Below are 18,106 nucleotides of genomic sequence, written 5' to 3'. Positions count from 1 at the left end.
CTTTCTCAGGGGCCAGGTTTGGTGGAGCGGCTCAGCAGTGCGGACACCTCCGCCGCCGCTGATGCCAGCAGGTAGCCGTACCGTGCCGTGTCCGGCGCGGTGAGCCGATAGCTCGGAATGACGAGGCTGAGCGCCGCGACGATTCGAGCCTCCGAGTGCACGGGGCAGGCGATGGCGGTGACGTCGGCTTCGACGCCCCGCTCGACGACGACGTATCCGTCGGCGGGGATGTCGCCGCGCAACGCGCGGCCCGCCGCGGACTTGTCCAGCGGGACGGTCCGCCCGACCCAGCTGGTGTGCCGGACCGAATGGGTGCCCAGGACGATATTGAGGTACAGCGCGGTCTCGCCGTGCCCGCGAACGGACAGGTAGGCCGACTCGCCGGTGGCGGCGACGAGGGCCTGCATCGTCGGTTGAGCCAGATCGATCAACGACTCGTTGCTCAGCGCCTGGGCGCCGAGTTGGATGATCCGGCCGCCGGGGCGGTAGGTACCGGAGTCGTCCTTGGTGACGAACCCGGTGGTTTCCAGCGTGCGCAGCAGCCGAAGTGCGGTACTCGGCGCGAGTTCGCAGACGCGGGCACTGTCGACGAGATTTGTCCCGCCGCTCTCGCAGACGGTCGCGAGCAGCGCCAGCGCCCGTTCCACGGTCCGTGTGGACGCTTCCGCCACCATGACCTCCTCTCGTCAGCACCGACGGTAGAGCCGCGAAGTTTCGTTCGGCGACCGTTCGATTTCCACCAAGTAAAATTTCATTTTCATCTAGCGGAATCTCCGGGCTTTCGGTGATGATAGGACGCATCGCTGGCCGGCGGTAGAGAAAGAGGAGAATTTTCGATGATCGTGCTGACCGGAGCGGGCACCATTGCCGACGTCGTGGCGCTGGCCGACCGGCTCGATCAGGTTGCGGTGGCGCCGGAAATCCTCGTGGCCGTCACCCAGGCGCACCAGCAGGCGGCCGAGCTGAGCTCGCGGTTCGCCACGTACGGCCGCACCACCGGCGTCGGCGCGAATCGCAGCACGCCGGTGCTGCCCGATGACGACACCTACGGGATGCGCCTGCTGCGCAGCCACGCCGCCGACGCGGGCGACCCGCTCGACGATCGGACGGTGCGGGCCATGCTCGCGGTGCGCCTGGTGCAGTTGTGCATTCCCGGATCGGGTCTAGACCCGCAGATCCTGGGTGGGCTGGAGCGGATGCTCAACGATGACGCCCTGCCCGAACTTCGGCACTACGCCTCGATCGGCACCGGCGACCTGGCCGCACTGGCCGGCACCGCGCTGACCCTGATGGGCGAGCGGCCCGCCACCGCACCGCTGACCCCGATGCCGGCCTGGCAGGCCGACAGTGCGCTGCCCTTCATGAGCAGCAGCGCACTGACCGTCGGCCGCAGTTGTCTGGCGGTGGCCGAATTGATCCGGCTGGAGCGCGCGTCGAGCGTCATCTACATGCTCAGCTTCCTGGCGCTGGACGGCAATCCGTCCGCGTTCTCGGCGGCCGCAGCCCGTGCCGCGGCCGCCCCCGAGGTCGACGCCGTGGCCGCTCGCCTGCGCGCATTGTTCACCGGCGCAGGCCGGCCCGAGCACATCCCCGCCCGAATCCAGGATCCGTACGGGCTGCGGGTGTACCCGGTGGCCCAGGCCAGCGTGGTCGCCACACTCAATTCCCTTGTCGGGCAATTGGAACGGACCCTCAACACGGCGCAGGAGAATCCTCTCTTCGACATCGAAGGTGACCAGGTTGTGCATCACGGCGCCTTCTACCAGGCCGCGTTGTCACTGGAACTGGACGGCACCACCCTGGCGATGGCACTGACCGCACCCATCACCCATTCCCGCATCCGCATGCTCAACGATCCGGAAACGAACGGCCGCAATGCTTTTCTGGCGTCCGCCGAGGACGGGTCATCCGGACTGATGATGGTCGAGTACGTCGCCGCGGGGGCGATCGCCGAGATCAGGGCCGCGGCACAGCCCGCATCCGTCGGCACCCTGGTGCTGTCCCGGGGCATGGAGGAAGACGCCACCTTCGCCTCCCAGAGCGCCCTTCAACTCGAACGATCGGTGGCCGCCTACCGGGTGCTGTTGTGCTGCGAACTCGTCGGGGCCGTCCGGTTGTTGCGCCAGCGCGGCCTGCAGGACAGCTTCACCGGTGTCGCCGGGGCGGCCATGGCACTGGCCGCCGACCTGCCCGAAGACGACGAGGACCGGGACCTGCGCGGCGACCTGGCGGCGGCCGAGGCGTTGCTGGACGACCTCGGGCCACTGGTCTGCGATGCCGAACGGTTCAGCTGAGCGGGCCGGTCACGGTTTCGGCCGCGCGCACCAGCGATCCGTCGCGGGCGAGTTCGACCACGGCCTCGATTTCCGGGGCCAGATAGCGATCCGGTCCACGGCCACCGACCCGGTCGCGCACGGCAGCGATGACTGCTCCGGTCGCCGGCGCCGGCGGCAATGGCGCGCGCATCTCGATTCCCCTTGCCGCGGTGAGCATTTCGATGCCCAGCACCCGGGTGAGCCCGTCCACGGCCCTGCGCAGTTTACGGGCGGCCGACCACCCCATGGACACGTGGTCCTCCTGCATCGCCGATGACGGGATGGAGTCGACGCTGGCCGGCTGGGCCAGCCGTTTGAGCTCGGAGACGATCGCGGCCTGGGTGTACTGCGCGATCATGTGCCCGCTGTCGACACCCGGGTCGTCGGCGAGAAACGGATTGAGCCCGCGGTTGCGCGCCGCGTCCAGGAAACGGTCGGTGCGACGTTCACTGATGCTGGCCACATCGGCTACGACGATCGCCAGGAAGTCCAGGACATACGCCACCGGGGCACCATGGAAGTTCCCGTTGGATTCCACGGTGCCGGCGTCGGTGATCACCGGATTGTCGACGATGCTCGCCAGTTCCCACTGCGCGACGTTGCGGGCGTGGGCCAGGGTGTCCCGGGCGGCTCCGGCGACCTGCGGAGCGCACCGCAACGAGTACGCGTCCTGAACCAGCGCGCAGTCCGGCCCGCTGTGACTGGCAACGATGGGCGACCCGGCGAGAATCCGGGTCATGTTCGCCGCAGCGACGGCCTGACCGGGTTGGGGCCGCAGCGCCTGCAGGTGCGGCGCGAAAACCCGGTCGGTGCCGAGCAGTCCCTCCACGCTCATGGCGGCGGCCACATCGGCGAGCACCAACAGTCGCTCGAGGTCGGCCAGCGCGAGGATCAACTGGCCCAGCATCCCGTCGGTCCCGTTGATCAGGGCCAGCCCCTCCTTCTCGGCGAACGTGATCGGTTCGAGGCCATGTGCACGCAAGGCCTCGGCGGCCGGGGTCAGCGTGCCGTCGCTGGTGCGGACGTGGCCTTCGCCCATCACCGCGAGCGCGACATGGGACAGCGGCGCGAGGTCGCCCGAGCAGCCGAGGCTGCCGTATTCGAGTACCACCGGGGTGAGGCCGGCGCACAGCAGGCCCGCGTACGCCTGCGCGACCTGCGGGCGCACACCGGTGCGTCCGGTGGTCAGTGTCGACAGGCGCAGCAGCATCATCGCCCGCACCACCTCGCGTTCGACTTCGGGCCCCGAGCCCGCGGCGTGCGAACGGATCAGGCTGCGTTGCAACTTGGTTCGCAGTTCCTGCGGGATATGACGGGTGGCCAACGCGCCGAAACCGGTGGAGATGCCGTACACCGGACTGGGATCCCCGGCGAGTGCCTCGATGCGGGCGCGACTGGCCGCGAGGGCGGCGATGGCGTCATCCGGTATCACCACCTCGGCATTCTCGCGTGCCACCCGGACGACGTCATCAGCACTGACCGGACCTACCCCCACCACAACTGGACTCATTCGACGATTGTGCTACTAGCCTGGCTTCGGTGAGCGTTGCTTTGCGTGCGGGCATCCCGCCGTTCTATGTCATGGACGTCTGGCTGGCGGCCGCCGAGCGGCAGCGCACCCACGGAGATCTGGTCAATCTGTCCGCCGGGCAGCCCAGCGCCCAGGCGCCGGCACCGGTACGCGCGGCCGCCGCCGAGGCGCTGGCGCACCACAACCTCGGCTACACCGTGGCGCTGGGCGTCCCGGAATTACGCCAGGCCATCGCCGCGTCCTATCGGGACCGGCACGGTCTCGACGTCGAACCCGATGCGGTCGTGGTGACGACGGGCTCGACGGGCGGTTTCCTGCTGGCCTTCCTGTCTTGTTTCGACGTGGGTGACCGGGTCGCGGTCACCAGTCCGGGCTATCCCTGTTACCGCAACATCCTCTCGGCGCTGGGCTGCGAGGTGGTCGAGGTGCCGTGCGGCCCGGACACCCGGTTCCAGCCGACGGTGGCCATGCTGGAAGCACTGGACCCGCCGGTGAAGGGGTTGATCATCGCCAGCCCGGCCAACCCGACCGGGACCGTCATCGCCCCCGCGGAGCTGGCCGCGATCGCGACGTGGTGCGACGCCAACCGGGTGCAACTGGTCAGCGACGAGATCTACCACGGCCTGGTGTACCCGGGCGCGCCGGCCACCAGCTGTGCGTGGGAGACCTCACGCAATGCCATTGTGGTGAACAGCTTTTCGAAGTACTTCGCGATGACCGGCTGGCGGCTGGGTTGGCTGCTGGTGCCCGAGCCGCTGCGCCGCGCCGTCGACCGTCTGACCGGGAACTTCTCCATCTGCCCACCGACACTGCCGCAGCTGGCGGCGGTGGCCGCCTTCGACCCGGAGTCGCTGGCCACCGCCGACGCCCTGGTGGGTGAGTACGCGGTGAACCGGGACCTGTTGTTGCGCGGGCTTCCCGAGATCGGTCTGGACCGGCTCGCACCGGCCGACGGGGCGTTCTACGTCTACGCCGATATCTCCCGGTACTCGGACGACTCCCTGGCATTCTGCGCAAAGCTGTTGGCCGACACCGGGGTTGCCATCGCCCCGGGTGTCGACTTCGACACTGTGCACGGCGGGTCGTTCGTCCGGCTGTCCTTCGCCGGGGCCGCGGCCGATATCACCGAGGCCCTGGCACGGATGGGCTCCTGGCTGCGCTGAACTTGTCGGTGCGCCCGCGTACAGTCGACGGCATGTTCGAAAGTTTGTTCGATATCGACGCGGAGGCCGATGAGGCGACGCTGCGTGATGTGGTCGAGCGACTCGAACATCTCAAGGCCGCCGCGGCCGCGGCGCAGGCCCGCGCGACGGAAGCGTGGGCGACCAAACGCCATGCCGCGGAGACAGCCGCAGGAGTGCCGAAGAAGAAGCGCGGCCGCGGACTGGCCAACGAGGTGGCCCTCGCCCGCCGTGTCGCCCCCAAGCGCGGTGGCCAACATCTCGGGCTGGCCACCGCCTTGGTCCGGGAGATGCCGCGCACTCTGGCGGCGCTGGAACGCGGGATGCTCAACGAGTGGCGCGCGACGTTGATCGTGCGGGAGTCGGCCTGCCTGTCCGTGGCGCATCGTCGGGAGCTGGATGCCGAACTGTGCAGCGACCCTTCACGACTCATGGGCTGGGGCGACAAGCGGATCGCGGCCGAGGCGAAGAAGATCACCGTGCGCCTGGACGCGGAAGCCGTGGTCGAACGCCAAGCGAAGGCGGCCGAGGACCGCGGCGTGTGGATCCGCCCCGCACCGGACACCATGACCTACCTGACGGTGTTGTTGCCCGTCGCGCAAGGAGTCTCGGTGTACGCGACCCTCAAGCGGGAAGCGGACACCACCTTCGACGGTCGTTCCCGCGGCCAGGTCATGGCGGACACGGTGGTCGAGCGCGTCACCGGCCGGCCGGCCGAGCAGCCCGTACCGGTGTCACTGAATCTGGTGATGGCCGATACCACCCTGGCCGGTGACGACGACGAACCTGCCTGGCTGGACGGCTACGGGCCGGTGCCCGCGGGATTCGCGTGCACGATGGTCGGCGACGCCGCAGTCGACGAAGCCACCAAAGCCACGCTGCGCCGGCTCTACCGGCACCCCGAGAGCGGACAGCTGGTCGCGTTGGAATCGCGCTCGCGAATCTTCCCGAAAGGGCTGGCGGCCTTCATCGGACTGCGGGACCAGACGTGCCGAACCCCGTACTGCGACGCCCCGATCCGGCACCGGGATCACGCGCGACCGCACCGCGAGACCGGCCGCACGAGCGCGCTCAACGGCTTGGGCGAGTGCGAGGCGTGCAATTACGTCAAGGAAGCACCGGGATGGCGGGTGCGCACTCAGCAGAAGGATGGTCGGCACCAGGCCACGTTCAGCACGCCCACCGGTGCCACCTACCGCTCGATCGCCCCGCCGCTACCCGGTCCACCGATCCGAAGACGGCTCAGCCTCACCGAGGGCCGGCTCAGCGTAGACCTGGTCACTTTCGACGCTGCGTGACGTACCAATCCAGCAGTGCGGGGTTGTCCACCGCGCTGCGTTCCACCACGCGTTGCGGATCGCCACCCTGCAACAGCTTCTTGATGGGCACCTCCAGCTTCTTGCCGGTTCGGGTGTGCGGGATGCCGGGTGCCGCGATGATCTCATCGGGCACATGCCGTGGCGAAACCTCGGACCGGATGGCCGCGTTCACCTTGTCCACCAACGCGGCATCGAGCTCGACGCCGTCGGCGAGCACCACGAACAGCGGCATCCAATAACCGCCGTCGGGTTGCTCGGCACCGATCACCAGAGCCTCGACGATCTCCGGTAGTCGTTCGACGCATTGATAGATGTCGGCGCTGCCCATCCGGATCCCGTGCCGATTCAACGTGGCGTCCGAGCGCCCGTGCACGATGACGCTGCCGCGATCGGTGATGGTGATCCAGTCACCGTGCCGCCAGACTCCGGGGAACATCTCGAAATAGGCCTCGCGGTACCTGATTCCATCCGGATCGTTCCAGAAGCCGACGGGCATCGACGGCATCGGCTTGGTGACGACAAGCTCGCCCACCTCGCCGCGCACCGGTTCACCCGCCGGGTCCCAGGCGTCCAGAGCCACCCCGAGATAAGGCGCCGACAGTTCGCCGGGCCACACCGGGACCGTCGGCGCGGCACCGGCGAACGCCGACACCACATCGGTGCCGCCGCTCACCGATGCCACCTGAACGTGCTCGCCGACGTTGTCGCGCAACCACAGTGCCGACGACGGCGGAAAGGCCGAGCCCGTGATCCCGACGGTGCGAAGCGCGGACAGATCGTGTTCGGTACGTGGAACCGCACCGGCCTTGACGCATCCCAGGACGTAGCCCGGGCTGGTGCCCAACACGGTGACACCGAGCCGCGCCGCCAACTCCCACAGGGTGTCCGGGGCCGGATGGGTGGGGCTGCCGTCGTAGCAGACGATGGTGGCGCCCACCAGCAGCCCTGCCAGCTGGAAATTCCACATCATCCAGCTCGGGCTGGTGAACCAGAAGAACGTGTCCGCGGGTCCGATATCACTCTGCAGCGCTATCGATTTGAGGTGCTCGACCAGGACGCCGCCGTGGCCGTGGATGATCCCCTTCGGCAATCCGGTGGTTCCCGACGAGAACAAGATCCAGAGCGGATGCGCAAAATCCAGCGCGGTGGGGGTCAGCGCGGCGGCGCCGGGTGCGCTCGCGACACCCCAGTCCAGGCAGCCGTCCGGGATCGGCGTCCGCCGCGAGACGAACACGGTGGCTTCCAGCGTCGGCAGCCCCGCGCGTAACTCCGCCACGTCGGCGCTCTTGTCGCGCCATTTGCCGCCGAAGCGATATCCGTCGGCGGCCACCAGTACCCGCGGCTCAAGCTGACCGAACCGGCCCAGTGCCGCGCCCGCCGAGTAGTCCTGTCCGCAGGCACTCCATATGGCTCCGAGGGATGCCGTGGCCAAGAAGGCGATGACCGCCTCGGCGATATCCGGCAGATAGCCGATCACCCGGTCCCCGGGCGCAACACCCAGACCACGCAAGGTCGCCGCGAATCCCGCAACGCGCTCGAGCAGCTGCGCCCAGGACAGCTCGATCACCGGCTGATCCTCCCCGGCGCAGAGGATGGCCGGCCGGTCCGTGCGGGCCTGCCGGATGACCTGGTCGGCATAGTTCAGCTTGGTACCCGGGAACCACTGCGCGCCAGGCAAATCGGCGTTGCCGAGCACCGCCCCGGGCAACTCGCCCAGGTCGAAGTATCGCCACAGCGCGCCCCAGAATGCGGCCGGTTCGTCCACCGACCACCGCCACAGGGCCGGGTACTCCACGGGTTGCCCGGCGAATCGCGCGAAGTCGGTGATCTGCGCAGCTTCGATTTCGGCCGGCGTGGGTTCCCATTGCGCGCTCGTCACATGGGAAACCCTATGCCAGTCGAGCGTCAGCGCAGCGTGGCTCCGGTCGCCGCGCGCACGTCCTCGGCCGACACACCCGGCGCGGTCTCGACGAGCACCAGGTCGCCGTCCCCCACCACGTCGATGACCGCCAGGTCGGTGACGATGCGGTGTACCACCCGTTCGCCGGTCAACGGCAGGGTGCACTGATCGACGATCTTCGGATTGCCCTGCCGGTCAGTGTGTTCCATCAACACGATGACCCGTGATGCGCCATGCACCAGGTCCATGGCGCCGCCCATGCCCTTGACCATCTTGCCGGGCACCATCCAGTTCGCCAGATCGCCGTAGCGGGACACCTCCATACCGCCCAGCACGGCGACGTCGATGTGCCCGCCGCGGATCATTCCGAACGACAGCGACGAGTCGAAATACGAGGCGCCGGGCAGCACCGTGACGGTTTCCTTGCCGGCGTTGATCAGGTTTGCATCGACCTCGTCCTCGGTCGGGTACGGCCCGGTGCCCAGGATGCCGTTCTCCGAATGCAGCGTGACCCGCACCGAGGGGTCGAGGAATCCGGGCACCAGCGTCGGCAACCCGATGCCGAGGTTGACGTATTCGCCGTCCTTCAGTTCCCCGGCCACCCGGGCGGCCATCTGCGGCCTGCTCCATCCGCGGCCGGTCTGCGAAGTGGTCATGCTGATGCCTCCCGGGTGGTGCGCTTCTCGATGCGGACGGTCTGCGGCCCGGTCTCGACGATCCGCTGGACGAACACCCCGGGCAGGTGCACCTGGTCGGGGTCGAGTTCGCCGGGCTGGACCAGTTTTTCGACCTCGGCGATGGTGATGCGCCCGGCCATCGCCGCCAGTGGGTTGAAGTTCTTGGCGGTCTTGTCGAACACCAGGTTGCCCTGGGTATCCCCGACGGCTGCGTGCACGAGCGCGAAATCGGCCTGGATCCCGGTCTCCAGCACGTACCGCTTGCCGTCGAATTCCCGTGTCTCCTTCGGCGGCGAGGCGACGGCGACGGAGCCGTCCGCGGCGTAACGCCACGGCAGACCGCCGTCGGCCACCGGGGTGCCGACACCGGCCGGCGTGTAGAAGGCCGGGATACCGGACCCGCCGGCCCGAAGCCGTTCGGCCAGCGTGCCTTGCGGGGTCAGCTCGACCTCGAGTTCACCGGCCAGGTACTGCCGGGCGAATTCCTTGTTCTCCCCCACGTATGAGGCCGTCACTCGGCTGATCCGGCCGAGGCCGAGCAGCACGCCCAAGCCCACACCGTCGACACCGCAGTTGTTGGAGTAGACCTCCAGCGCGTCGACGCCCGCTTCGGCGAGCGCATCGATCAGGGCGTCGGGGATACCGCACAGGCCGAATCCGCCGACCGCCAGCGACGCTCCGCTGGGTATGTCGGCGACCGCCTCGCGGACGTCTTTGAGTACTTTTCCGGACAACGGCGTGACAACTTTCACCTCGGGGCGTTCGCTGGACGAACGCGCGGAACTCGGTAACCAGGACACCATCAATGGACTACGGCCACAAGATTCCGTTCGCTTGACGGGACACGGGGCGGGCCCGGTGTCCACTGAGTGGACGCTAGGCTGCGGACATGACCGATCCCGGCGTCATCACCCGGGTCGCCGCGATCCTGCGTGCCGTGGGATCCGCCGGTGACGGCGTGACGACCACCGCACTGGCGCGCGCCACGGGCATCCCGCGCGCCACGGCGCATCGCATGCTCACCGCACTGGCCGAGCAGGGACTTATCGACCGGGCACCCGGCACCGGCATGTGGTTCCTCGGACCGGAGATCTACCTGCTCGGGTCGGTGGCCAGCAGCCGGTACGACGCCGCGCCCGTCGCCGATGACATCCTGCGCGCCCTGGCCCGCGACACCGGAGAGAGTGCCTTCCTCTCGGCGCGCCGGGGCGACGAGTCGGTGTGCGTGTCGGCCGCCGAGGGCAGTTTCCCGCTGCGCTCGCACGTGCTCTACCCGGGCAAGCGGTTTCCCCTGGGCGTCGCCTCCGCGGGCCTCGTCATGCTCGCGCACCTCTCCGATGCCGAGGAGCGCGAGTATCTCGACCGCACCGACCTGGAAAAGACCTGGGGCAGTGCGCATTCCCGCGCAGCCATCGAAAGGCGGATCCAGCAGACCAGGATCACCGGCTATTCGGTGAATCCCGGCCTGGTGGTGGAGGGCAGCTGGGGCATCGGTGCGGCGGTCTTCAATGCGCTCGATCAGCCGCAGTGGGCGTTGAGCCTGACCGGTGTCGCGGCCCGCCTCGCGCAGGACCGGACCGAACCGCTCGGTGAGACGCTGTTGCGTGCGGCGCATGCGCTGACTCAACGGCTCCGGCGCCGGGCCTGAGCGCTCATCGCGCGCTCCATCCGCCGTCCATGGCGTAGGACGCCCCGGTCACCATGCCCGCGTTCGGCGAGGCCAGCCAGCCCACCAGATCGGCCACCTCGGCCGGCTCCACCAGGCGTTTGATGGCGCTCTCCTTCAGCAGGACCTGTTCGAGCACCTGCTGCTCGTCGACCCCGTGGGTACGGGCCTGGTCGGCGATCTGCTTGTGCACCAACGGGGTTCGGACATATCCGGGATTGACGCAGTTGCTGGTGACGCCGTGCGGTCCACCCTCCAGCGCGGTCACCTTGGACAGTCCTTCCAGGGCGTGCTTGGCCGTCACATAGGCCACCTTGTACTCCGAAGCACGCAGCCCGTGCACCGACGACACGTTGATCACCCGGCCGAAGCGATTGGCGTACATATGCGGCAGCGCGGCGCGGATGAGCAGGAACGGCACCTCGGCCATCAGCGTGAGCAGCATGCGGAAGTCGGTCGGCGCGAAGTCGGTGATCGGCGCGATCCGCTGCACCCCGGCATTGTTCACCAGGACATCGGTCTGCAGGCGCAGCCCTTCCAGGGCGGAAACGTCCAGCAGATCCACCTGCCAGGCGGTCCCACCGATATCGCGGGCCAGCTCCGCGGCACCGTCACCGTCCCGGTCGGCGACGGTGACATGCGCACCGCGCGCCGCGAGCTCGCGGGCACAGGCCGCGCCGATACCGCTCGCACCGCCGGTGACCAGTGCGGTTCGCCCGGCCAGATCGCTCATGCGGCAACCGCTTTCGCATCGGCTCGATCCACGTCGGCCAGGTCGATGCCCTTGGTCTCCCTGGCGAAGTAGACGGCGATCAGGGTGATGACCGAGGCGCCCGCCAGATAGATCGCGATGGGCACCGACGAGCCGAACTCTTCGAGCAACGTGACGGCGATGATCGGCGCCAGTGAGCCGGCCACGATCGCGGTGACCTGGTAGCCCAGCGACACACCGGAATAGCGCATTCTGGTGGGGAACATCTCGGCCATCATCGCCGGCTGCGGGGCGTACATGAACGCGTGGAACACCAGGCCGATGACCACCGCCGACATGATCACCATGGAGTTCTTGCTGTCCATCATCGGGAAGGCGAAGAACCCCCACGTCCCGGTGGCCAGGGTGCCCACCAGGTACACCGGGCGCCTACCGACCCGGTCGGACAGCCTGCCCACCAACGGGATCGCGACGAAATGCACCGCATGGGCGACCAGCAGCCAGCGCAGGATGGATCCGGTGTCGGCGTGCGCATGCACCTTCAGATAGGTGATGGAGAAGGTGACCACCAGGTAGTACATGATGTTCTCCGCGAAGCGCAGGCCCATTGCGGTCAGCACGCCGCGCGGATAGCGCCGCAGCACCTCGATGGCGTTGAACGACGATTCCTTGAGCCGCTGCGCTTCCTGTTGTGCGGCAACGAAGATGGGCGCGTCGGTGACCTTGGTGCGGATGTAGTAGCCGATCAGCACCACCACGGCCGACAACCAGAACGCGACCCGCCACCCCCAGGACAGGAACGCCGCGTCGGGCAGCGTCGAGGTCAGCACCAGCAGCACGACGGTGGCCAGCATGTTGCCGACCGGCACCCCGGCCTGTGGCCAGCTCGCCCAGAAACCCCGGCTGCGGTCGGGGCTGTGCTCGGCCACCAGCAGCACCGCACCGCCCCACTCGCCGCCGACGGCGAAGCCCTGCACGAACCGCAACACCACCAGCAGAGCCGGTGCCCAGTAGCCGATCTGCCCGTAGGTGGGCAGACAGCCCATCAGAAAAGTCGCGGCGCCCACCAGCAGCAGCGAGAACTGCAGCAGCTTCTTGCGGCCGTACTTGTCGCCGTAGTGGCCGAACACGATGCCGCCCAGCGGCCGCGCCGCGAAGCCGACCGCATAGGTGACGAACGCCGCCAGGATCGCGTCCAGGTCACTACCGGACTGGGCGAAGAACACCTTGCTGAACACCAGCGTGGCGGCCGTGCCGTAGAGAAAGAACTCGTACCACTCCACGACGGTGCCGGCCATGGATGCGGCGACGACCCGTTTCAGACCGGACGGGGTGAAGTCATTGTGATCAGCAGCACACATAGGGCTGAGTATTCATGCACGCCCAGGCGTCCACAATGCCTAGACATGCACCTATTGTCTGCGAAAATGCAGATGTGGCTGTGCCTGGTGCCGATGATCTGCTGGTCCTGCTCGCCGTCGGCCGCACCGGCCGCTACGTCACCGCCGCCGAGCAGCTCGGCATCAACCACACCACCATCTCGCGCCGCATCGCCGCGCTGGAGCGGGCGATCGGCGCCCGCGTACTGACCCGGGTCGGCAGCAGCTGGGAGCTCACCGACCGCGGCCGCGAGGCGCTCGCCGCCGCCGAAGCCGTCGAAGCCGCGGTGCACTCTCTGAACAGGGCGCCGGGTCAGTCGCCCGCGCTGGCGGGTGTCGTCCGGATCTCGGCGACCGACGGATTCAGCGCCTACATCGCCGCCCCGGCCGCCGCGCAGGTTCAGCGCCGCCACCCGAAAGTGGCCGTCGAGATCGTCGCCGCGACCAGGCGCGCCAGCCAGTATCGCTCCAGTGTCGACATCGAGATCGTGGTCGGCGAACCCACCGTGCGCCGGGCGCTGGCGATCCGCCTCGGCGACTACCGCCTGGGCCTGTACGGCTCGCGCTCCTATCTCGCCGAACAGGGCACCCCCGCATCCGTCGACGAGGTGGCCCACCATCCGCTGGTCTATTTCATCGACTCGATGCTGCAGGTCGACGATCTCGATCTGGCCGCAAATTTCGCACCGGCCATGCGGGAATCGATCACCTCCACCAACGTCTTCGTCCACGTCGAGGCCACCCGCGCCGCGGCCGGGCTGGGCCTACTGCCCTGCTTCATGGCCGACCGCTGGCCCGACCTGATTCGCGTGCTGCCCGACGCGGTCTCCGCCCGGCTGACCTACTGGCTGGTCACCCGCGCCGAAACGCTGCGCAGGCCCGAGGTTTCGGCCGTCGTCGAGGCGATCCGCCGGCAGGTGGCCGACCTGCACGACATCCTGCTGGGTGCGCCGTGAGCGAAACGCTTGTCGCGGGCGGCCCCAGCTGATCCAGTGGTGCCATGCCCTTCCTGCGCTCCGGCGACACCCGTGCCTACTACCGGCATTGGGCCGCAACCGATCCCCGCGCCGCCGTCGTCTTCCTGCACGGTTTCGGTGAGCACACCGGCCTGTACCACCGGTACGGCTTCGCGCTGAACGCTGCCGGGATCGATCTGTGGGCGGTGGATCAGCACGGCCACGGGCTTAGCCCGGGCCCGCGCGGGAACTTCGGCACACTGGCCGACAGTTCGGCGCTCGGTGAGGCGCTGACCGCGATCGCCGAACGGGAACGTCCCGGTGTCCCCCTGATAGCCGCCGGCCACTCGTTCGGTGCGGTGGTCACCCTGTTGCGGCTGCTGGAGCAACCCGACCGCTACCGCGCGGCGGTCATCTCCGGCGCGCCACTGATCCCGGTCCCCGAATTGCTGGACACCGACTCCGAATTCGACCTCGACCCCGGCTGGCTGTCCGGCGACCCGTTCTACCTGGATGCCCTGGAGAACGATCCGCTGGCGTTCACCGACGCCGACGGCGCCCCGCTGGCCCGTGCCCTCGATCAAGCCTGGGACCGGTTCGGCACCGAGCTGCCTGCGCTGACGGTGCCCACCCTGGCGGTACACGGCACGGCGGACCCGATCGCGCCGGTCGGCGCGGTACGCAGCTACGCCGAACAAATAGCCGCGCTGAGCATCGCGGAATTCGCCGGCGCCCACCACGACGTGCTCAACGAGACGGCGCATCGAGCGGTCGCCGACACCGTGATCGACTTCGTAGGTACACATACCGCCAACTGAGCGCTCGCCGGGATGGCATCCTGTAGCGCGATGGCACTCGGGTTGAGCAAGGGCGCGCAGCGCACCTTGGTGAAGTTGTTGGCTGCGGCGGCCCTGATCGCCACCGTGCTCGGCGGATTCGCCGCGTGCCTGTTCACGCTCGGCATGCCCGGCAAGGGTGACGAAGCGCCCAAGACCGGTCCGGTGCTGAACGGCTCGTTCAAGGTGGACATCGGCCCCATCGCCACCCCGGACGGCAAGCCGGTCGCGGGAACCGCACGCACCGAGACCTGGGTGGCACGCTCCGCCTGCCACGACGGCGGCGGCTGCGTGGCCACCGTGGCGATCATCGACCCGCGCAAGCCCGACGCCCCCGCCCAGGACAACCTGGTCTTCGACTACGTCGACGGGGACTGGATGATGGTTCGCGAGGCCCCGGACAAGTGCAAGGTCGGCGACGTCGACGTCGATGCCCAGGGCTGGACCATCATGAAACTGCGATCCCTGATCGACGGTTCGTTCAACGGCGAATACACCTGGGCCACCGCACCGGCGTTGTGCGCCAACAAACGTGCCATCAGCGTGGTGCCCACCCGGGCCATGGACAACAGCACCCAGCCGCCGGATCCAGCGGCCGAGCCACCGCTGAAAAGCGCGCCCGGCGCGGCGTTACGGGGTACCTACGTCTACACCCAGACCTACACCGAGACCGGCGAGGTGTTCCCGTCCCACACCTATCAGGCGACGACCTACTGCCTGCGCACCGGGGAGCGCTGCATCTCGCTGATGACCAGCGCGGACACCCACAACCTGTTCGTGATGATCTACGGCGACGGGCACTTCACCGCCAACTTCCCGGACGGGGACGCGCACTGCACAGACGGAGTCGGCAAGGTGCGCCAATCCTCGCGGGATGACCTGCCCCTGCCGCAGGGTCCGCAGGACCCCCTGCTTGGGTTGGCCGGGAAGTCCTACCAGGACTACACCGGGGACTGCCCGGCGAAGGTCGAACTGGACGTGAAACTGGAACGTAAGGGGGACTAGGGGACGTGCGCAGACTCTCGATCGTGGCACTCGGCGGCGTGGCCGCGGCGCTGCTGGCCGCCGCTCCCGCCCTGGCCGACCCGGACAACCCGTGCGACCTCGCGGTCAACTTCCTGTGCCGGATGGTGCCGATCGCGCCGGACCTGGACCACGACATCGATCTGACGGTGCAATCCCCCGTCGCTTCGCTCGCCCCTGGAGATCAGCCGCCGGTGGACCCGGCCGCCCCACTACCGGAAACGCTGCCTCCGGCGCCGCTACAGCCAGGTGTCTGACGTGGTGGCGGTCAGGAACGCTTCCAGGTCGTCGCGCCACTGCGCCGGGGTGTTCTTGTCCGGTTCGATGCCGGTGTACTCCCCGCGGTAGAACAGCAGCGGCCGAGGTTTCATCGCCTGGGGTTCCGACATCGAGTGCACCGCACCGAACACCACGAAGTGGTCGCCGCCATCGACGACAGAGTGCACCGTGCAGTCGATGTGAGCCAGCGTGCCGTCGATCACCGGTGAGCCGAGTTCGGAAGGCCGCCAGTCGATTCCGGCGAACTTGTCGGGCGCCTTGGAACCGAACTGAGCCGACACGTGCTGCTGGTTCTCATGCAGCATGTTGACGCAGAACCGGCCACTGGCCTCGATGGCCTGCCAGGCCCGGGACTGTTTGGTCGGACAGAACAGCACCAGCGGCGGGTCGAGCGACAGGGCCGCGAACGACTGGCACGCGAAACCGATCGGCACCGAGTCGTGCAGTGTGGTGATCACGGTGACGCCGGTACAGAACTGGCCGAGCACATTACGGAATGTGCGTGCATCGATCGGCTGGGCCGGCACCGGACTACTACTTGAAGCCGACACTGAAGTCGTGACCCCACAACGAGACCGCGGTACTTTCCCGCGCCACCCAGCTGTGATCCTCGACTTCAAGTCCCTCACAACCGAATTCGATGTCGAACCCGCCGGGGGTCTTCATGTAGAAGGACAGCATCTTGTCGTTGACGTGCCTGCCGAGAGTGGCCGACATCTTGACCTTGCGCCGCAACGCGCGATCCAGACACAACCCGACGTCGTCGGCGCTGCCCACCTCCACCATCAGATGGACGATGCCGCTGGGGGTTTCACCGGGCATGAACGCCAGGCTGTGGTGCCGGGGATTCACCCCGAGGAAGCGCAGCCAAGCCGGCGGGCCGTCGGCCGGCCGGCCGACCAGTTGCGGTGGCAGCCGCATCGAATCGCGGAGGATGAAGCCCAGCACATCGCGGTAGAAGCGCAGCGTCTCGGCGTCGTCGCGGGTGGTCAGCACGACGTGGCCCAGGCCCTGCTCTTCGGTGACGAACTTGTGCCCGTAGGGGCTGACCACACGGCGGTGCTCAAGCGCGACGCCGTGGAACACCTCAAGACTGTTGCCCGACGGATCCTCGAACGCGATCATCTCGTCGACGCGGCGGTCGGCCAGTTCGGTGGCCGTCGCCTCCTTGTATGGAGTGCCACTGCCCTCCAGGCGGCTGCGGATGTCCTGCAGCTGTGCCGCATTCGCGGTCTCCCAGCCGGATACCAGCAGCCGGTCGTGCTCACCGGGCACGATCACCAGACGGGCCGGGAACTCGTCCATCCGCAGGTACAGCGCCCCCTCGGTGGAACCACTGCCCTCCACCATGCCGAGGACCTTGAGCCCGTATTCGCGCCAGGCGCCGATATCGGTGGTTTCGATGCGCAGATAACCCAACGATTTGATCGTCACGACTCACCTCCAAGAAAGTCGAGCGTCAGCTTGTTGAACTCGTCGAACTTCTCCAGCTGGGCCCAGTGCCCGCACTGGCCGAAGACGTGCAATTGCACCCGCGGGATCTGCTTGAGCGCCACCAAGGCCCCGTCGAGGGGATTCACCCGGTCTTCGCGACCCCAGATGAGCAATACCCGCTGCCGCAGCTTGTACACGTCGCGCCACATCATGCCGAGCTCGAAGTCCGCACCCGCGAAGGACTTTCCCATCGCTTTGGTGGCGGCCAGCGACTCCGGCGTACTGGCGATCCGGAAACGCTCCTCGACCAACTCGGGGGTGATCAGGCTCTGGTCGAAGACCATGATGCGCAGGAACTTCTCGATGTTCTCCCGCGTCGGGTTGCCGGCGAATCTGCCGAGCAGCTTCACGCCCTCGGTCGGGTCGGGGGCGAACAGGTTGACACTCAGCCCGCCCGGACCCATCAGGACCAGCCGGCCGGCCCGCTTGGGGTTGTCCAGGGCGAACCGCACGGCGGTGCCGCCACCGAGCGAATTACCGACCAGCGCAGCGCGTTCGATGCCCAGGTGGTCGAACAGGTTGAGCAGCGCGGTCGAGCTGTAGCGGTTGTACTGCTCATGCTCGGTGTGCTTGTCGGAGTGCCCGTACCCAGGCTGGTCGACGGCCAGCACATGGAACTTCTGGGCCAGCACCGGGATGTTCTTCGAGAAGTTCGACCAGCTGGACGCACCCGGGCCGCCCCCGTGCAGCAGCACCACCGTCTCGGCGGCCGGATCACCCGCCTCGTGGTAGTGCAGCCGCATGTCATCTCTGACCTGTGCGTACCGCGAGGTCGATTCGAACGTGAACGCTTGCTGCTGGGCGGTTTCGGCGGCGAAGGAAGTCATCAGACCGTCCG

General features: G+C 68.1%; 18 protein-coding genes. 8 read left to right on the top strand and 10 right to left on the bottom strand.

Features of this window, described 5'->3' with window-relative positions:
* Window positions 1-5: 5 nt before the first annotated feature.
* Entirely contained in the window at window positions 6-671 is a 666-nt protein-coding gene (locus ACXPWS_RS02595) for an IclR family transcriptional regulator (RefSeq protein WP_458710940.1), read from the bottom strand.
* Window positions 672-836: 165 nt separating this feature from the next.
* Between ACXPWS_RS02595 and ACXPWS_RS02590 the strand changes: the two genes are divergently transcribed.
* On the top strand, window positions 837-2,294 hold the full coding sequence (locus ACXPWS_RS02590; protein WP_458710939.1) for an aromatic amino acid lyase: 1,458 nt from the start codon (window positions 837-839) through the stop codon (window positions 2,292-2,294).
* Here ACXPWS_RS02590 and hutH read toward each other — a convergent pair.
* Window positions 2,287-3,825 carry a histidine ammonia-lyase gene (gene hutH / locus ACXPWS_RS02585; protein WP_458710938.1) on the bottom strand — a complete coding sequence of 513 codons (1,539 nt, stop codon included), beginning with the start codon at window positions 3,823-3,825 and terminating at the stop codon, window positions 2,287-2,289. The genes ACXPWS_RS02590 and hutH overlap by 8 nt on opposite strands.
* Window positions 3,826-3,896: 71 nt before the next feature.
* Between hutH and ACXPWS_RS02580 the strand changes: the two genes are divergently transcribed.
* Both ACXPWS_RS02580 and ACXPWS_RS02575 read left to right on the top strand, forming a co-directional pair.
* Complete coding sequence (locus ACXPWS_RS02580; RefSeq protein ID WP_458713386.1) at window positions 3,897-5,009, top strand: pyridoxal phosphate-dependent aminotransferase; 1,113 nt, start codon at window positions 3,897-3,899, stop codon at window positions 5,007-5,009.
* A gap of 32 nt (window positions 5,010-5,041) precedes the next feature.
* The gene (locus ACXPWS_RS02575) at window positions 5,042-6,325 is read left to right on the top strand and encodes a DUF222 domain-containing protein (RefSeq protein ID WP_458710937.1); all 1,284 of its coding nucleotides are present in this window, start codon (window positions 5,042-5,044) and stop codon (window positions 6,323-6,325) included.
* Here ACXPWS_RS02575 and ACXPWS_RS02570 read toward each other — a convergent pair.
* Genes ACXPWS_RS02570 through ACXPWS_RS02560 form a run of 3 tightly spaced genes read right to left on the bottom strand, consistent with a single transcriptional unit; the run spans window position 6,306 to window position 9,657 of the window.
* The gene (locus ACXPWS_RS02570) at window positions 6,306-8,225 is read right to left on the bottom strand and encodes an acetoacetate--CoA ligase (RefSeq protein WP_458710936.1); all 1,920 of its coding nucleotides are present in this window, start codon (window positions 8,223-8,225) and stop codon (window positions 6,306-6,308) included. The genes ACXPWS_RS02575 and ACXPWS_RS02570 overlap by 20 nt on opposite strands.
* A gap of 26 nt (window positions 8,226-8,251) precedes the next feature.
* Entirely contained in the window at window positions 8,252-8,902 is a 651-nt protein-coding gene (locus ACXPWS_RS02565) for a CoA transferase subunit B (RefSeq protein WP_458710935.1), read from the bottom strand.
* On the bottom strand, window positions 8,899-9,657 hold the full coding sequence (locus tag ACXPWS_RS02560; RefSeq protein ID WP_458713385.1) for a CoA transferase subunit A: 759 nt from the start codon (window positions 9,655-9,657) through the stop codon (window positions 8,899-8,901). The genes ACXPWS_RS02565 and ACXPWS_RS02560 overlap by 4 nt, the downstream gene beginning before the upstream one ends.
* A gap of 155 nt (window positions 9,658-9,812) precedes the next feature.
* Between ACXPWS_RS02560 and ACXPWS_RS02555 the strand changes: the two genes are divergently transcribed.
* Window positions 9,813-10,571 (top strand): IclR family transcriptional regulator, encoded by a 759-nt coding sequence (locus ACXPWS_RS02555; RefSeq protein ID WP_458710934.1) that lies wholly within the window; start codon window positions 9,813-9,815, stop codon window positions 10,569-10,571.
* A 4-nt stretch (window positions 10,572-10,575) separates the two neighbouring features.
* On the opposite strand, the gene ACXPWS_RS02550 is transcribed toward ACXPWS_RS02555, so the two are convergent.
* Together ACXPWS_RS02550 and ACXPWS_RS02545 are read right to left on the bottom strand one after the other, a co-directional pair.
* A complete protein-coding gene (locus ACXPWS_RS02550) occupies window positions 10,576-11,322 on the bottom strand; it encodes a 3-hydroxybutyrate dehydrogenase (RefSeq protein ID WP_458710933.1) in 747 nt (248 codons plus the stop codon).
* The gene (locus ACXPWS_RS02545; RefSeq protein ID WP_458710932.1) at window positions 11,319-12,662 is read right to left on the bottom strand and encodes an MFS transporter; all 1,344 of its coding nucleotides are present in this window, start codon (window positions 12,660-12,662) and stop codon (window positions 11,319-11,321) included. Before ACXPWS_RS02545 ends, ACXPWS_RS02550 begins: the two co-directional genes overlap by 4 nt.
* Window positions 12,663-12,697: 35 nt before the next feature.
* Between ACXPWS_RS02545 and ACXPWS_RS02540 the strand changes: the two genes are divergently transcribed.
* From ACXPWS_RS02540 to ACXPWS_RS02525, 4 genes are read left to right on the top strand one after another with little or no spacing between them, the layout of a single operon-like run.
* On the top strand, window positions 12,698-13,636 hold the full coding sequence (locus ACXPWS_RS02540) for a LysR family transcriptional regulator (RefSeq protein ID WP_458710931.1): 939 nt from the start codon (window positions 12,698-12,700) through the stop codon (window positions 13,634-13,636).
* 44 nt (window positions 13,637-13,680) lie between these two features.
* The gene (locus ACXPWS_RS02535) at window positions 13,681-14,454 is read left to right on the top strand and encodes an alpha/beta fold hydrolase (RefSeq protein ID WP_458710930.1); all 774 of its coding nucleotides are present in this window, start codon (window positions 13,681-13,683) and stop codon (window positions 14,452-14,454) included.
* Window positions 14,455-14,484: 30 nt separating this feature from the next.
* On the top strand, window positions 14,485-15,477 hold the full coding sequence (locus tag ACXPWS_RS02530) for a hypothetical protein (RefSeq protein WP_458710929.1): 993 nt from the start codon (window positions 14,485-14,487) through the stop codon (window positions 15,475-15,477).
* A gap of 5 nt (window positions 15,478-15,482) precedes the next feature.
* Window positions 15,483-15,752 (top strand): fibronectin-binding protein, encoded by a 270-nt coding sequence (locus tag ACXPWS_RS02525; protein ID WP_458710928.1) that lies wholly within the window; start codon window positions 15,483-15,485, stop codon window positions 15,750-15,752.
* On the opposite strand, the gene hsaB is transcribed toward ACXPWS_RS02525, so the two are convergent.
* Genes hsaB through hsaD form a run of 3 tightly spaced genes read right to left on the bottom strand, consistent with a single transcriptional unit; the run spans window position 15,735 to window position 18,095 of the window.
* A complete protein-coding gene (hsaB, locus tag ACXPWS_RS02520; protein ID WP_458710927.1) occupies window positions 15,735-16,301 on the bottom strand; it encodes a 3-hydroxy-9,10-secoandrosta-1,3,5(10)-triene-9,17-dione monooxygenase reductase subunit in 567 nt (188 codons plus the stop codon). The genes ACXPWS_RS02525 and hsaB overlap by 18 nt on opposite strands.
* A 7-nt stretch (window positions 16,302-16,308) precedes the next feature.
* On the bottom strand, window positions 16,309-17,208 hold the full coding sequence (gene hsaC, locus ACXPWS_RS02515; protein WP_458710926.1) for an iron-dependent extradiol dioxygenase HsaC: 900 nt from the start codon (window positions 17,206-17,208) through the stop codon (window positions 16,309-16,311).
* Entirely contained in the window at window positions 17,205-18,095 is an 891-nt protein-coding gene (gene hsaD / locus ACXPWS_RS02510; RefSeq protein ID WP_458710925.1) for a 4,5:9,10-diseco-3-hydroxy-5,9,17-trioxoandrosta-1(10),2-diene-4-oate hydrolase, read from the bottom strand. The genes hsaC and hsaD overlap by 4 nt, the downstream gene beginning before the upstream one ends.
* Window positions 18,096-18,106: the final 11 nt, after the last annotated feature.

This window comes from Mycobacterium sp. BMJ-28, from assembly GCF_054404835.1.
Note: the sequence above shows the minus strand (reverse complement) of the source record. Positions and strands in the feature narration are given on the sequence as shown.